The 15,000-nt window shown below is 40.7% G+C and carries 15 protein-coding genes and 1 tRNA gene; 1 reads left to right on the top strand and 15 read right to left on the bottom strand.

Translation table 11 applies throughout. The annotated features are described in order from the left end of the window. Nucleotides 1–22 precede the first annotated feature (22 nt). The 9 genes from K0036_RS00080 to K0036_RS00040 all read right to left on the bottom strand — a co-directional run bounded on the left by K0036_RS00080 (nt 23) and on the right by K0036_RS00040 (nt 5,700). A tRNA-Ser gene (locus tag K0036_RS00080) sits at nt 23–110 on the bottom strand. A gap of 35 nt (nt 111–145) precedes the next feature. Further along, entirely contained in the window at nt 146–409 is a 264-nt protein-coding gene (locus K0036_RS00075) for a hypothetical protein (protein ID WP_044954963.1), read from the bottom strand. 169 nt (nt 410–578) lie between these two features. After that, the gene (locus tag K0036_RS00070; protein WP_220430413.1) at nt 579–1,196 is read right to left on the bottom strand and encodes a recombinase family protein; all 618 of its coding nucleotides are present in this window, start codon (nt 1,194–1,196) and stop codon (nt 579–581) included. Between the two features lie 60 nt (nt 1,197–1,256). Further along, nucleotides 1,257–1,973 carry a lysophospholipid acyltransferase family protein gene (locus tag K0036_RS00065; RefSeq protein ID WP_025640953.1) on the bottom strand — a complete coding sequence of 239 codons (717 nt, stop codon included), beginning with the start codon at nt 1,971–1,973 and terminating at the stop codon, nt 1,257–1,259. After that, the gene (locus K0036_RS00060; protein WP_025640954.1) at nt 1,970–2,521 is read right to left on the bottom strand and encodes a Fe-S-containing hydro-lyase; all 552 of its coding nucleotides are present in this window, start codon (nt 2,519–2,521) and stop codon (nt 1,970–1,972) included. Before K0036_RS00060 ends, K0036_RS00065 begins: the two co-directional genes overlap by 4 nt. 2 nt (nt 2,522–2,523) lie before the next feature. After that, the gene (locus K0036_RS00055; RefSeq protein ID WP_025640956.1) at nt 2,524–3,366 is read right to left on the bottom strand and encodes a fumarate hydratase; all 843 of its coding nucleotides are present in this window, start codon (nt 3,364–3,366) and stop codon (nt 2,524–2,526) included. Between the two features lie 87 nt (nt 3,367–3,453). Then, a complete protein-coding gene (locus tag K0036_RS00050; RefSeq protein ID WP_220430412.1) occupies nt 3,454–5,037 on the bottom strand; it encodes a DUF4153 domain-containing protein in 1,584 nt (527 codons plus the stop codon). After that, nucleotides 5,021–5,239, bottom strand: a complete 219-nt coding sequence (locus K0036_RS00045) for a helix-turn-helix domain-containing protein (protein ID WP_009248429.1) — start codon at nt 5,237–5,239, stop codon at nt 5,021–5,023. Before K0036_RS00045 ends, K0036_RS00050 begins: the two co-directional genes overlap by 17 nt. A gap of 11 nt (nt 5,240–5,250) precedes the next feature. Beyond that, the gene (locus K0036_RS00040; protein ID WP_025640960.1) at nt 5,251–5,700 is read right to left on the bottom strand and encodes a DUF2975 domain-containing protein; all 450 of its coding nucleotides are present in this window, start codon (nt 5,698–5,700) and stop codon (nt 5,251–5,253) included. A 199-nt stretch (nt 5,701–5,899) separates the two neighbouring features. On the opposite strand from K0036_RS00040, the gene K0036_RS00035 reads away from it, so the two are divergent. Further along, nucleotides 5,900–6,361 (top strand): C-GCAxxG-C-C family (seleno)protein, encoded by a 462-nt coding sequence (locus K0036_RS00035; protein ID WP_025640962.1) that lies wholly within the window; start codon nt 5,900–5,902, stop codon nt 6,359–6,361. An 89-nt stretch (nt 6,362–6,450) separates the two neighbouring features. Here K0036_RS00035 and gyrA read toward each other — a convergent pair whose 3' ends face one another. The 6 genes from gyrA to dnaA all read right to left on the bottom strand — a co-directional run bounded on the left by gyrA (nt 6,451) and on the right by dnaA (nt 15,000). Then, complete coding sequence (gyrA, locus tag K0036_RS00030; RefSeq protein WP_220430411.1) at nt 6,451–8,967, bottom strand: DNA gyrase subunit A; 2,517 nt, start codon at nt 8,965–8,967, stop codon at nt 6,451–6,453. 11 nt (nt 8,968–8,978) lie between these two features. Beyond that, entirely contained in the window at nt 8,979–10,913 is a 1,935-nt protein-coding gene (gyrB, locus tag K0036_RS00025; RefSeq protein ID WP_220430410.1) for a DNA topoisomerase (ATP-hydrolyzing) subunit B, read from the bottom strand. A gap of 10 nt (nt 10,914–10,923) precedes the next feature. Next, entirely contained in the window at nt 10,924–12,015 is a 1,092-nt protein-coding gene (gene recF / locus K0036_RS00020; RefSeq protein ID WP_220430409.1) for a DNA replication/repair protein RecF, read from the bottom strand. Next, nucleotides 12,005–12,214 (bottom strand): RNA-binding S4 domain-containing protein, encoded by a 210-nt coding sequence (locus K0036_RS00015; RefSeq protein WP_004607112.1) that lies wholly within the window; start codon nt 12,212–12,214, stop codon nt 12,005–12,007. The genes recF and K0036_RS00015 overlap by 11 nt, the downstream gene beginning before the upstream one ends. 10 nt (nt 12,215–12,224) lie before the next feature. Beyond that, complete coding sequence (dnaN, locus tag K0036_RS00010) at nt 12,225–13,334, bottom strand: DNA polymerase III subunit beta (protein WP_025640971.1); 1,110 nt, start codon at nt 13,332–13,334, stop codon at nt 12,225–12,227. Nucleotides 13,335–13,614: 280 nt separating this feature from the next. After that, complete coding sequence (gene dnaA, locus K0036_RS00005) at nt 13,615–15,000, bottom strand: chromosomal replication initiator protein DnaA (protein WP_220430408.1); 1,386 nt, start codon at nt 14,998–15,000, stop codon at nt 13,615–13,617.

Raw genomic sequence — 15,000 nt, 5'->3', positions numbered from 1 at the left:
CAGACAGTCAATACTGACTAAACGGAGAAAGAGGGATTTGAACCCTCGCGCCGGTTACCCGACCTACACCCTTAGCAGGGGCGCCTCTTCAGCCTCTTGAGTATTTCTCCAGCAAGGGTTATTATACTAAAGGTTTTTCATATTGTCAATCTTTTTTTGCATCTAGCCATTGAATCATATAATCTTTCGCTTTTGATGCTTCATTAATTCCCATGGAATCAATTGACTGACTGCCTGTGATATATAAAATAACCTCATTCCAGTTAGACAGGCTATATTCTTCTTCATCTATATTTTCCAACTCTGCTTTTAGCCTTGGCAGCCACTTTTCCTGCATAAGGCGTAAATCTGACAGGCAATCGCATCCTATCTTCTCTGCCAGATCTTCTAATAGACTTACACTACTCACAGACACCTGTCCTCCCATCCTTCGTAAATTCTTCTGCTGTACAAAAAAGTAGACTTTTTTGTACAGTTAATTACAAATCAGTTTACTTTTTCTTTAATATATGTAGTTAATAAATTCAAAACTTATATTTGCTAATTGTTTTCATTATAACTTACCCGTGCATTAAAGTCTACTTTTTTATTCCTTTGCTCTCATTTTCCATATATGTGGCCCACTTTATAAAGGTATTATACGCGACTCCTAATAGTCTTGCCGCCTCCCGGCCGCTTATTTTATTATTCTTCCATCTGTTATACACCCTGTAAAAATCCATAGGAATCTTTTTTACAGGCCTTCCAAACTTAACGCCCCGTTTTTTAGCTGCTGCTATGCCTTCCGCCTGTCTCTGTCTGATATTATCCCGTTCTGTCTCCGCAACATAAGAAAGAAGCTGCAGTACAATATCCGCGATAAGTGTTCCCATCAAATCATGATTCTTCCTTGTATCCAGAAGAGGCATATCCAGAACGACTATATACGCCTTCCTGTTTTTAGTCAGATATCTCCATTGATCTAATATTTCCGAATAATTGCGTCCCAGCCTGTCGATAGATTTTATTACCAGGACATCCTCTTCTTCTATTATATTTAATAATCTCTTATACTGTGGCCTGTTGAAATCTTTGCCGCTTAGCTTATCCATATATATGTTCTTTTTGGGTACAGGAAATTCGCTAAGCGCAATCAGCTGTCGGTCTTCATTCTGATCTTTGGAAGAGACTCTTACATAGCCATATATCTCATTCATAATGTTCTCCTCTGCAAATAAATAAAGAGAGGACTTCTATCCTCTCTCTACTTATTATTATCAATTTACTGTATTTTCATGAATCGTCTTCTGTATTCTTTCTTTTACCAATGCAGCAATATCTTTCGTCTTCATATCCTTATACTCTTCATAATACAAGGGCTTTAGAAAATGTACCTGCACGGTTACCGGACTTATGGTATTTGTATCAAAAGGCTTAAAGGAATCAATGAGCGCCACTGGAACGATCGGACATTTAGCCTTTGTGGCTGCCTTGAAGCTTCCTCCTTTAAATTCCTGCACCTCATTGCCATTCTTTGAACGGGTCCCCTCTGCAAATATCAGATAATTTCTTCCATGTTCCACTTCCTTAGATACATCTATTATGATCTGCATTGCCTGCCTTACGTCTTCTCTATCCAGCATATAGGCTTTCATACATGCAAATACTTGCTTCAGGAACTGGATATTGGCAACTTCTTTCTTGGCCACAACCGAAAATGGCCTGGGACAGGCTTCCAATATAGCAAGGACATCATATAATCCCTGATGGTTAGGAAAAAACATAAATCCATCTTTATCTGGGATATTTTCTCTTCCATGGACATCTATCGTTACATTTCCACCTTTGTTCGCGCGTAATACTATGAATTTAAGCATGGCATAGCGCTGTTCCTCTGTATATTTGTCCACATGGGATGCGTAATAACATAGTTTGATCCACATAGCTGGCACCAGGATTATATTCCTGAACACCATCAATAATATTCTTTTCATATCTTTTGATACTCCTTGATCGCAGTCTCATACAGATTATTGCCCACGCAGTCAGCTACAACGATAACCGGAAAATCAACTACTTCCAGTTTCCTGATTGCCTCTGTTCCCAAGTCTTCATATGCTACTACTTCTGAAGATTTGATACATTTCGAAAGAAGCGCCCCAGCTCCTCCTACGGCTGCCAGATAGACGCTTTTATTTCTGATTATCGCATCCAGGACCTCCTGGCTCCTCTTTCCTTTTCCAATCATAGCCGCAAGTCCCATATCAAGAAGTTTTGGCGCATACTTATCCATCCGGCTGGCTGTTGTAGGTCCGGCTGATCCAATAGGCCGCCCTTCTCTTGCAGGAGATGGTCCCATATAATAGATCGCCTGGCCTTCTATATTGATTGGCAATGCCTCTCCTCTTGCCAGAGCCTCATCCATCCTTTTGTGCGCCGCGTCTCTTGCCGTATAGATGGTTCCGGTTATATAAATATAATCCCCTGCCCGTAGAGACTCGGATACTTCCTTCGTAATCGGAGCCTGTATATGCTTATCCATAATTACACCTCCCTGATAATATGCCGGTTTACATGGCAGCATATGTTTATTCCCACTGGAAGTCCGGCAATATGCGTGGGATATGTATTTACGTTCACTGCCAGGGCAGTCGTAGTCCCGCCAAGCCCTCCGGGTCCTATGCCAAGTTTATTGATCTTATCAAGCATTTCTTCTTCCAATTCCTTTGCCCACGGTATATCGGAGTGTGTTCCCGCCTCACGAGTCAGAGCCTCCTTAGCCATTAGAGCGCATTTTTCAAAAGTACCGCCTATTCCTACGCCTACAACCATCGGAGGACAGGCATTAGGGCCTGCATCCCTTACTGCCGTCAGGATTGCATTTTTAACTCCTTCAATCCCATCCGCAGGCTTCAACATGAATACCCGGCTCATATTTTCACTTCCAAAGCCTTTTGGAGCAACTTTTATCTTTACTTTGTCACCTTTTACAATACTATAATGAACAATCGCAGGGGTATTATCTTTCGTATTCTCACGGATTATGGGATCTCCTACGACAGACTTTCGAAGATATCCTTCCTTATATCCCTGACGGACGCCTTCGTTTATGGCATCTTCCAGAATTCCTCCTACAAAATGCACATCCTGACCGATTTCTATAAATATCACAGCCATTCCCGTATCCTGGCAGATGGGAATCCTATCTTCTGCCGCTATCTGAAGATTTTCCTGAAGCTGAAGAAGTATCTGCTTCCCCAAGGGGGATTCTTCTGTCTCTGCCGCCTTTTTCATTGCAACATCCATATCTTTTGACAGATAATGGTTCGCTTCCATGCACATCTCTTTTATATTCTCTGTAATCTCGCTGACATCTATCGTTCGCATTCTTTTCCTCCCGCATCAAAATAGGATATGGCATCTACCGCCTATCTTAGTATAAATGTTCCTGTCGATTCTGTCAAAATATGTCTGCTAATATTTATAGTCTCCATATTCAAAGTCATACTCTTCGCCCCTGTCATTTAATTCTAAATATTTGTCTGCAGCCAGTTTGGCACGGATTCTTGAATAATTAGCCTTTCTGAAAAAGATTCCCTCGTTTCCCTGAGCAATATCAGAAAAGTAGTAGTACATGCTTTGTTCCAGATTGTCAGCATTCTCATAGATTCCTTTGGAAGTATAGTCTACATCAGACCTTGGATCAATACCTGCAATGATAGGAGCTACATCTATGGACATTTGGCTCATCATGTAACGTACATCTTCAACTTTCAGCTTCCCCTCATGGGCAATGTTATATTTGGCTGCAACAACATCAGGCCTGGAAAATGCAAGTCCTATATACATAATGCTCACTACGCCCATAATATATCGGAATAATGGAAATCTGCCCTTATAGATGCTTATGATTACTCCTCCCATAATCAATGCCAGAACTATCAAAAACCATAAAACCAGGATTCTCAGAAATGTCAAATGATATGCGCCAATATACATCATCATTCTATAGGCTGCGGAAAACAGCATGATAAATGTACATCCGGATATAATTGTCAGTATAATCTTCATTGCGATATGATCCTGGAACAGATACATGCATAACAATACCATGACAAAATTGATCATTCCCACCGTCAGCAGTTCCCAGAATCCAGTCCTTGCATATTGGGCATAAGTGACGTCGGATGGAAGGCCTTTCTGGATTCCTATGAATAAATACATAATCTGAATCAGGCAATAGATAAGATATATAAAGGAAATGACGCTTGTAAATGTAATTCCAATTACAGGATTATAGTATTTTCTCCTTCTTTCTTTGCCTTCTGGAAAATTATATTTGCAAAGGCCGCAGAAAAACGCATAACTCAATGTAAATCCTATGACTACAGTAAGGGCAATTCCAAATATGGTACTGAAATTAATGTATTTTAGCATCTCTCCAAAAAACTTTGCAAATATAATATCCGAATTAAGCAGAAGAGGAAGAATCACGCATAAAGATCCTATGGCTATGCATAGGCCAATAGCTATAGCAATAAAGATATGGTTCTTCTTATTTTTGCTTCCTCCAAGATATTCCGCCCCATGCGCATAAGGCTTTGGAATAGACTCCATCACCGTCCCAGCCAGGATAAAGATCCGTTTCAGATAGGCAGGAAAATTCCAGTCTCTATCATTATAGAACTGGTGGATCATGAACACAAAGAAAAGCAGAATAATGCCTGCCAGATTAAAAAAATGAAGAAAAAAGGAAGAGGTAAATACGGTAGATATAGACAGCAATATCATGCCCGCAATATAAGGCAAGGACTGCTTCATAATCCTGTAGTTAATCTTCTTAAGAAATAATACCGCAAATACAATTGTAACTGCTACACATATAGGAAATGTGATTCCATGCATATTCTTATACAGGCAGAATGCGAAAATTATTCCATATAATAAGCTTAATCCTCCAAAATACCTGTAATTTTCTCTCATCTTAGCAACTAATGGCCTCTCCGTTACATTCATAAACAGCACCTCCGTATGATTGCTTTTATTTGTCGTCTTCATCTGTACAGTATTCTATGATATCGCCCGGCTGGCATCCTAACTCTTTGCAAATAGCCTCCAAGGTTGAAAACCGGATAGCCTTTGCCTTATTATTTTTTAGAATGGATAAGTTTGCGGGGGTAATATCAATCCTTCCTGCAAGTTCCACAAGCCCTATTTTCCTCTGTGCCATCATGACATCCAGATTAATCTTTATTCCCACAACGGCACCTCCTATATTGTAAGATCATTTTCTTCTTTATAATTTACTGCCTTTTCAAATACATCTGCTAAAACCTGGCTAAATAAGGCCGCAATAAAGAAAACCAGTATAATAATCCCTGTAGCGGGAGTTGGAACAAAAAATAATTTGAATATGAACATGATAACAATGCCAATACTCATCATGGCCATCTTATGAAGGCTTTCTACATTCCCATATACAAAACATGAATCTTCAATAACCGTTCTCATCATTCTGCGGAGCTGTCCAATAATCAGAATGCCCAAAATACCAGATATCCCAAATACAAAGAGCATAAGTGTAAAATTCTTGGTGATTACCGAAGAATAATATTTGCCAAGAAATTTTATAGTTGCTGGAAGCGTTATTAGTACGACAAATCCTCCGAAATACATAATATCAAGCACATATTTAGTAATCTTTATAAATCTTGTATCCATCTATTCCACATCCTTTTGCCATTTTTTAATTGTGTCTTATACTTTTCATGTATGAAAATACTATATCATGGTATTTATTGAATTTCAATATCTTTTTATTGTTTTTCGATAAAAATATTTTTATAGACCAGAGTTCAGTTTTTACTTTAAAAATCTGTCATATTGAGATAAAATGGATAATAGCAGAGGAGGTTTTCATATGAATACGAATATTAACATGGAGCAATTACAGAAAGACGCGGTTGATATCTTCAACCAGGGATTCGCCTGTTCGGAATCTGTCATCTATGCAATCCGCAAGCATTTTGAAGTGGATATTCCAGATGAAGCGATTGCAATGAGTTCAGGCTTTCCATGGGGGCTTGGGGGCGGAGGATGTATCTGCGGCGCATTAGCAGGTGGAACAATGTGCATCGGATATTTCTTCGGAAGGACGACGCCTGGCGACCCTAAAATTAACAGATGTTTTGAACTGACCAATGAATTCCACGATTATTTTAAAGAGGCTTGCGGAGCTGCTTGCTGTCGCATTCTTACAAAAGGCATGGAGAGAAATTCTCCGGAAAGAAAAGCACAGTGCAATCGCTTCGTGGAGTTAACAGTAAAGAAAATCGCAGAAATTCTTATACGGGAATTAAAAAAGGATGAAGAATCCAAATAATTCATTTTAAAAGCCAGAAAATCAGATGCATATCTGCATAGATTTTCTGGCTTTTTTGTACGATTGATATTTACCACATTATCAAATTATCATTCCTCATCGGTATCTTCTGTAATATCTACAGAATCCTCCTCAAATTCGTCATTCTCTTCGTCATCTTCTTCATCGCCTTTTCGAACCTTTGCGATGCTTGCAACAATGTCGCCCTCCTGAAGATTAATTAGCTTAACGCCGGATGTAACCCTTCCAAGTACGGAGATTCCCTCGCACTTCATACGGATAATGATTCCTTCCGTATTGATGATCATTACTTCATCATCATGATTGACAGCCTTGACGCCCACTACATTACCGGTCTTTTCCGTTATCTTGTAGCATTTTACGCCTTTCCCGCCACGATTCTGGCAGGTAAACTCTTCAATGGAAGTACGTTTTCCCATACCCTTTTCTGATACAATCAGCAGGTCACATCCCTGGGAATCCAGCTGCATGCCGATCACTTCATCCCGGTCTGCCAGATTCATTCCCCTGACACCCATGGATGTCCTTCCCGTCGGGCGTACGTCCTTCTCATCGAAACGGATGCACTGTCCATATTTTGTTACAAGAAGTACGTCCCTATCGTTATCCGTATACTTGACTTCAATCAATTCATCTTCTTCACGAAGCGTGATTGCGGCCAGCCCGGTTTTTCTTACATGTGCGTACTCTGTGATAGGCGTCTTCTTAACCAGCCCCTTCTTGGTAGCCATGAACAGATACTCTCCATCCTTATATTCCTCTATCGGAATAACGGCGCTTATCTTTTCTCCAGGCATCAGCTGCAGAAGATTGACGATTGCCGTTCCTCTTGAAGTCCGGCTTGCTTCAGGTATCTCATATCCCTTCAGACGGTACACCCTTCCTGTATTGGTAAAGAACATGATATAGTGATGGGTATGCGTCATGAATAACTCTTCCACATAATCTTCCTTCAGAGTCTGCATTCCCTTAATACCTTTTCCGCCGCGGTTCTGCGATTTAAATGTGTCGTGCGACATACGCTTAATATATCCAAGCTTAGTCATAGTAATAACAACATCTTCCTTTGGAATCAGATCTTCCATGGAGATATCGAATTCATCAAATCCTATAGAGGTCCTTCTCTCATCTCCATATTTATCCCGAATGATCAGTATCTCTTCCTTGATGACTCCAAGAAGCAGTTTCCGATCAGCCAGGATAGCCTTTAACTCGCTGATCTGCTTCATCAATTCCTGATATTCGCTTTCTAGTTTTTCTCTTTCCAATCCGGTCAGCGCGCGCAGACGCATATCCACGATTGCCTGTGACTGAACTTCTGAGAGTCCAAATCTCTCCATCAATTCGGCCTTTGCGATCTGAACCGTCTGGGATCCTCTGATAATTTTGATTACCTCGTCAATATTATCCAGAGCGATCAGCAATCCCTGTAAAATATGGGCTCTTTCTTCCGCTTTATTTAATTCATACTTTGTCCTGCGTGTTACTACTTCTTCCTGATGTTCAAGATAATAGTTGAGCATATCCAGAATGTTCATTACTCTTGGCTCATTATTCACAAGCGCAAGCATGATCACTCCAAACGTATCCTGAAGCTGGGTATGCTTATAGAGCTGATTTAGAAGTACGTTAGCATTAACATCCTTTCTCAGTTCAATTACTACACGCATTCCCTCTCGGTTCGACTGGTCGCTTAAATCCGTAATTCCATCGATCTTCTTATCTCTTACCATCTCAGCAATCTTTTCGATCAGCCTTGCCTTATTTACCATGTATGGTAGTTCAGTAACGATAATCCGGCTTTTTCCATTGGGCATCGTCTCTATATCGGTGACCGCGCGCACGCGGATTTTTCCACGTCCTGTCCTATATGCCTCTTCGATCCCTCTGGTACCAAGGATCATTCCTCCTGTAGGAAAATCAGGCCCTTTAACGATCTTAAGAATTTCCTCAATGGTAGTCTCTTCTTTATCCTCAATCTGATCATCAATGATTTTCACCACTGCATTAATGATTTCATTCAGATTATGGGGCGGTATATTAGTCGCCATTCCCACAGCGATTCCTGATGTTCCGTTAACCAGCAGATTCGGAAATCTGGCCGGCAATACGACCGGCTCTTTTTCCGTCTCATCAAAGTTAGGAGCAAAATCAACCGTATCTTTGTTGATATCAGCAGTCAGTTCCATGGAAATCTTGCTTAATCTTGCTTCTGTATAACGCATCGCTGCCGCGCCGTCTCCATCTACGGAGCCAAAGTTTCCATGTCCGTCTACAAGCGGATATCTGGTAGACCATTCCTGAGCCATATTTACCAGTGCTCCATAGATAGAACTATCTCCATGCGGATGATATTTACCCATGGTATCTCCGACGATACGGGCACATTTTCTGTGCGGCTTATCCGGCCCGTTATTCAGCTCGATCATAGAATACAGGATTCTTCTCTGGACCGGCTTAAGGCCGTCTCTTACATCCGGCAATGCACGGGAAGCAATTACGCTCATCGCATAGTCGATATAGGAGGTTTCCATCGTTTTTTTCAGGTCCACTTCATGGACTTTGTCAAATATATTATCTTCCATTCTCTATCCTCCTACACATCCAAGTTCTTAACGTATTTTGCATTTTCCTCAATAAACTCTCTTCTTGGCTCTACTTTATCTCCCATAAGCGTCGTAAATGTAAGATCCAGTTCTGAGGTGGATTCTTCATCCATTGTAACCCGAAGCAGCACTCTATGTTCCGGATCCATCGTGGTATCCCACAGCTGTTCCGCATCCATCTCTCCAAGACCTTTGTAACGCTGGATCTTATTATTGCCGTCACGTCCTACCTCAGTCAGGATGCCATCCAGCTCTTCATCGCTGTATGCATACCAAACCTTTTTGTTTTTCTCCAGCTTATATAAAGGCGGCTGTGCCAGATACACATATCCTTCTTTGATCAGATCAGGCATAAAACGATAAAGGAACGTCAATAATAATGTACTGATATGCGCGCCATCCACGTCAGCATCCGTCATAATGATAATCTTATGATAACGAAGTTTCGAGATATCAAAATCATCATGTATACCTGTACCAAATGCCGTAATCATAGCCTTGATTTCCGCATTTCCATATATCTTGTCAAGCCTTGCCTTTTCTACGTTCAAAATCTTTCCACGAAGAGGAAGGATCGCCTGAGTCGCACGGTCTCTTGCCGTCTTTGCGGAGCCGCCGGCAGAATCTCCCTCAACAATATAGATCTCGCAGTTTTTCGGATCTTTATCCGAGCAGTCTGCAAGCTTGCCCGGCAGAGACATTCCGTCGAGCGCTGATTTTCTTCTTGTAAGATCCCTTGCCTTTCTTGCGGCCTCCCTTGCCCTCTGGGCCATGACGGATTTCTCAATCGTCATCTTAGCAATAGATGGGTTCTGCTCCAGATATACGACCAGCTGATTGCTGACGATGCTGTCTACAGCCCCTCTAGCCTCGCTATTGCCAAGTTTCTGCTTCGTCTGTCCCTCGAACTGCGGGTCTTCGATCTTAACGCTGATAATAGCGGTAAGCCCTTCTCTAATATCTTCTCCTGAGAGATTTGGCTCGTTGTCCCTTAATAACTTATTCTTCCTTGCATAGTCATTAAACGTCTTTGTCAATGCATTACGGAAACCAACGATATGGGTTCCCCCCTCCGGCGTCGTTATGTTATTTACAAATCCATAAGTATTGTCGCTGTAGGAGTCATTATGCTGCATTGCCACCTCGACCGCTACGCCATTTGCCATTCCCTCGCAATAAATAATATCTTCGTACAAAGGAGTCTTGCTGCGGTTCAGATATTCAACGAACTGCTTGATTCCTCCTTCATAATGGAATACCTTTTCAATTGGCTCTTCCTCCGGTCTTTCATCCCTAAGTATGATTTTCAGCCCCTTGGTGAGGAACGCCATCTCGCGGAAACGCTGCTTGAGAATATCATAATCAAACACGGTTTCCTCGAAAATAGTGTCATCTGGGAAGAATGTAACTTTAGTACCGGTCTTATCCGGCTCGCATTCCCCAATGACTGCCAGTTTCTGTGCCACTTTTCCGCGTTCATAACGCTGCTTGTATATCTTTCCTTCACTAAATATCTCAACTTCCAGCCAATCAGACAAAGCATTTACGACAGAGGCTCCAACGCCATGAAGGCCTCCGGATACCTTGTAGCCTCCTCCTCCAAACTTTCCGCCTGCATGAAGTACGGTAAATACGACTTCTACTGCCGGAAGTCCTGCCTTATGGTTGATTCCAACCGGAATTCCACGTCCGTTATCAACAACCGTTATAGAGTTGTCTTTATTAATACTTACCAAAATAGTATCACAGAATCCTGCCAATGCCTCATCCACAGCATTATCAACGATCTCATATACCAGATGATGAAGTCCGCGGGATGAAGTACTGCCGATATACATGCCAGGACGCTTTCTTACAGCTTCCAGACCTTCCAGTATCTGAATTTCATCCGCACCATATTCGTGCTGTACTTTTTCTGTACCCATTCTAATCCTCCTAGTTTTCTTTCGCTACCTGCCCATTTTGGACATGAAATACTTTATTTATAGAAAAACGATGATTTACAAATTCGTCTACACCCGTGCAGGTAATAAGCGTCTGTATATCATGAATACTATCTAATAAATAGTTTTGCCTGTGTTTGTCAAGTTCAGACAATACATCATCAAGTAATAAAACAGGCGTATCGTGTATTGCCTGTTTTACTAGTTCTATCTCAGAAAGTTTTAAGGATAGGGCTGCCGTCCTCTGCTGTCCCTGGGAACCATAACGCCTGATATCGAGGTCTCCTGCCATAAAGCAGATATCGTCCCTGTGCGGACCGACCGACGTGCTTTTAATCCTAAGATCCCTTTCCAGATTTCTGGCAAGCGCCTGTTTCAATGTAAGGCTTCCATTGCTTGGTTCATAGATCACCTGAAGGTTCTCTTTTCCACCAGTCAACTTTCTATGGATGGAAGAAATTATTTCGTTTATTTCTTCCACGAATTTTTTCCTTCTGTCTATTATTCTAGTACCATATTGGATTAATTGCAAATCCCATATATCCAGAGTATCCATTAGATCTTGCTGTTTTCCGAATCCCATATCTTTTAATAAATGGTTTCTTTGATTAACAATCCGATTATAATTAGATAAGTCATTCAGATATACTTTATCAAGCTGGGACAGTTCCAGATCTACAAACCTTCGTCGTTCAGAAGGCCCATTCTTGATAATATTCAGATCTTCCGGGGAAAAAAATACAAGGTTCACGATTCCAAATAACTCGCTTGCTTTCCGGATAGGCATCTTATTGATCGCAATGCCTTTGGGGCTATTTTTTTTCAAATGCATATCAATCTGATAGTTAATGCCGTTTCGCTCGACAATAGCTTCAATATGCGATTCATTCTGGTCAAACTTTATCAGGTCCCTGTCTTTTGCACCCCTGTGCGATTTGGTGGTGCCAGACAGATATACAGCCTCCAGTATATTCGTTTTGCCTTGGGCATTATCCCCATAAAATATATTGGTGGCTTCATCAAATTCAAGTTTTAAAAGATCATAATTTCTGAAATTCTTTAATTTTAAAGACTCAATCTTCAATTCTTATTTCTTCCCCATTAAAAGTTACGATATCTCCTGCATAGAGTTTGCGGCCTCTTCGCGTATCTGTCTCGCCATTGACTCTTACTTGGCCATCCACGATTACTTCTTTTGCCATTACGCCTGATTCTACAAGACCGGCAGCCTTCAATGCCTGCCCAAGCTTAATGTGGTCATCTCTTAATTTAATTACTTCCATCTAGGCCTCCCTATGCTACCGCATTAAAATTTACCGGCAATATCAGGTAGATATAATTTTCTTCATCATCCTTGATAAAGCACGGAGCCTTTGCATTCATCAGATATAAGGTCACTTCCTCATCATCGATTACGCGCAGCGCGTCAATAAGGAACTTGGGGTTGAATCCGATCAGCAGGTCTTTTCCTTCTTTGCTGATAAATATTTCTTCATTCATGGAGCCAACCTGGGACTTGATCTTAAGTTCCATAAGTTCATCCCCAATGTTAATGATAATCGGCTTTTTATCTCCTTCTTTGACAAGAAGGGTCGCCCTGTCAATACAGTTGAGCAGTTCTTTCTTGTTAATTCTTACTTTAGTCTCGTAATCGCTTGAAAGCATCTGGTCAATCTTAAAATATTCTCCTTCAATTAGTCTGGAGACCACAATGGTATTGTCAAATTCAAATACAATATGATTATTGGTATAAGAGATATTGACCATGCTTTCAATCTCTCCGGATAATATCTTGCTGACTTCAATCAAAGTCTTTCCGGGAACGATCAATTTTTTATCGGTCACCTGGTCCTTTAACTCGATCTTACGGATGGAAATTCTATGTCCGTCCAATGAAATGACTCTTAAGATATTATCTTTTATCTCGAACAATTCTCCAGTCATTAATTTATTGCTTTCCGTATCAGCAATAGAAAATATAGTCTGCCTGATAATTTCTTTCAACGTAAACTGGGATATTTCTATAGACTCCTCTTTCTCTATGATTGGAAGATAGGAGAATTCTTCTCCCGGCTTACCCGCGATATCGAACTTTGCCTTCTCACAGGTAATCACCGTCTGAAGATTGCTGTCAGTCTCAATGGTCACTTCATTGTCAGGAAGTTTGCGTACAATCTCGGAAAAGATTCTTGCATCGATAGCAATCATTCCTCTTTCCGTGATCTGTCCCTCGATCTCGGTCTGAATTCCAAGTTCCATATCGTTTGCTGTCAGTTTGATGATGTCGGTAGTAGCATCGATCAAAATACATTCCAGTATTGGCATGGTTGTTTTAGAAGGAACAGCTTTGGATACGATGCTTACTCCTTTTACAAGATTAGATTTGCTGCAAATTATTTTCATGTGTATAACTCCTTTCGCAAAGCGGGAATAGATCTTTATATTAAATATTTCCGTCTTATTCTTATTAGGGGCTGTGGAAAAGAGGAAAACTACTTCCGCCCCTCTATTTATCAGTGTTTCCGACTTTTAAAATTGTGTGGATTGTATTGGATGTAGATGTGGACGTGCTGGTGATAAGTTTTCCTTTTTCACGATTTTATTTCTCGGAGAACAAGTTATCCAAGAGTTGTCCATAAGTTGTCCATAAGTTGTCCATAAGTTGTCCACATTTTTATTAACATCATGCCGGATTTATTTTCTTTTTAATAATATTAATGGTATTGGAAAGTGTTTCATTTCTTTTCATTTCATTAGTAATCTTCTCCACGCCGTATTTTACGGTTGAATGATCTTTTCCTCCAAGAATAATGCCGATTCCTTTTAAGGGCACCTCCGTCATAGTACGGATGAGGTACATGGCAATCTGTCTTGGATTGGCAATGTCCGCGCTTCTTTTATTACTTTTAAGGTCTGCGATAGAGATGCCGAAATGATCTGATACAATATCGAGTATAAGTTCAGGCGTCACTTTGCGGTTATTCTGTGAAGATACAATATCCCTAAGAGCTTCTGATGCGAGAGAGATATCGATTACATCGTTGTTATTCAGTTTATAAAGGGCTATCAGTTTATTGAGAGATCCCTCTAATTCACGAATATTGGTCTTGATATTTTCTGCGATGTACTGGAGTACGTCGCGCGGAATGTTATATTTTTCTAAGTGGTCTAATTCAATCTTCTTCTGCAGGATAGCCATCCTGGTCTCATAATCAGGAGCAGATATATCTGCGATCAGGCCCCACTCGAAACGAGTCCTAAGCCTTGCTTCCAGCGTCTCAATATCTTTTGGGGGCTTATCGCTGGAGATAATGATCTGCTTTCCAGAAGTGTGGAGGTGGTTAAAAGTATGGAAGAATTCTTCCTGGGTACTTTCTTTACCTATAATAAACTGGATATCATCAATAAGCAGGACATCATTATTCCTGTACTTGTCCCTGAACTTTGACATAGCGGATTCATTGCCTGCAGTCCTTCCATTTTTAAGAGCCTCGATCAATTCATTGGTAAAAGTCTCGCTTGTAATATACAATACCTTCTTTTTAGCATTCTTATCTAATATGAAGTGAGCGATGGAATGCATAAGATGCGTTTTGCCAAGTCCTACGCCTCCATATAGAAATAATGGATTGTATACTTCGCCAGGAGATTCTGCAACAGCAAGGGAGGCAGCGTGGGCAAAGTTGTTATTTCCTCCTACTACAAATGTATCAAATGTATACTTGGGATTTAATCCTGCCTTTTCAGCTGCGGACTTTGTCTTTTTCTTCTGGCTGGCTTCAATGGCCATATTCTGGATCTCATCCAGTTTGTCATCGTCTTCTGAAATGAACATTACTTCAAATTCAGTCCCTGTAATCTCTGCGATACACACCTTAAGAGGAAGAAGATACTTCTTTTCAATATATTCAACACTGGCATTCATATTTACTAATATAAATACCGTATTATCAATTACATCATATACTTTTAAAGGCTGTATCCATGTTGTAAAAGATACGTTGGATAATTCATGCTCTATTCTAAGATGTTCGATAATTTCCGGCCATTTTTCCTGTACTATGTTCAT

This window comes from [Clostridium] scindens (genome assembly GCF_019597925.1).
Taxonomy (GTDB): domain Bacteria; phylum Bacillota; class Clostridia; order Lachnospirales; family Lachnospiraceae; genus Clostridium_AP.
The sequence above is the reverse complement of the archived record's forward strand: the minus strand, read 5'-3'. Positions and strand labels throughout refer to the sequence as shown.

Coding starts and splice junctions, on each gene's coding strand:
- K0036_RS00070 (WP_220430413.1), bottom strand. CDS start 1,196: ATGAATGAGATATATGGCTATGTAAGAGTCTCTTCCAAAGATCAGAAT.
- K0036_RS00065 (WP_025640953.1), bottom strand. CDS start 1,973: ATGAAAAGAATATTATTGATGGTGTTCAGGAATATAATCCTGGTGCCA.
- K0036_RS00060 (WP_025640954.1), bottom strand. CDS start 2,521: ATGGATAAGCATATACAGGCTCCGATTACGAAGGAAGTATCCGAGTCT.
- K0036_RS00055 (WP_025640956.1), bottom strand. CDS start 3,366: ATGCGAACGATAGATGTCAGCGAGATTACAGAGAATATAAAAGAGATG.
- K0036_RS00050 (WP_220430412.1), bottom strand. CDS start 5,037: ATGAAGACGACAAATAAAAGCAATCATACGGAGGTGCTGTTTATGAAT.
- K0036_RS00040 (WP_025640960.1), bottom strand. CDS start 5,700: ATGGATACAAGATTTATAAAGATTACTAAATATGTGCTTGATATTATG.
- K0036_RS00035 (WP_025640962.1), top strand. CDS start 5,900: ATGAATACGAATATTAACATGGAGCAATTACAGAAAGACGCGGTTGAT.
- gyrA (WP_220430411.1), bottom strand. CDS start 8,967: ATGGAAGATAATATATTTGACAAAGTCCATGAAGTGGACCTGAAAAAA.
- gyrB (WP_220430410.1), bottom strand. CDS start 10,913: ATGGGTACAGAAAAAGTACAGCACGAATATGGTGCGGATGAAATTCAG.
- K0036_RS00015 (WP_004607112.1), bottom strand. CDS start 12,214: ATGGAAGTAATTAAATTAAGAGATGACCACATTAAGCTTGGGCAGGCA.
- dnaN (WP_025640971.1), bottom strand. CDS start 13,334: ATGAAAATAATTTGCAGCAAATCTAATCTTGTAAAAGGAGTAAGCATC.
- dnaA (WP_220430408.1), bottom strand. CDS start 15,000: ATGAACATAGTACAGGAAAAATGGCCGGAAATTATCGAACATCTTAGA.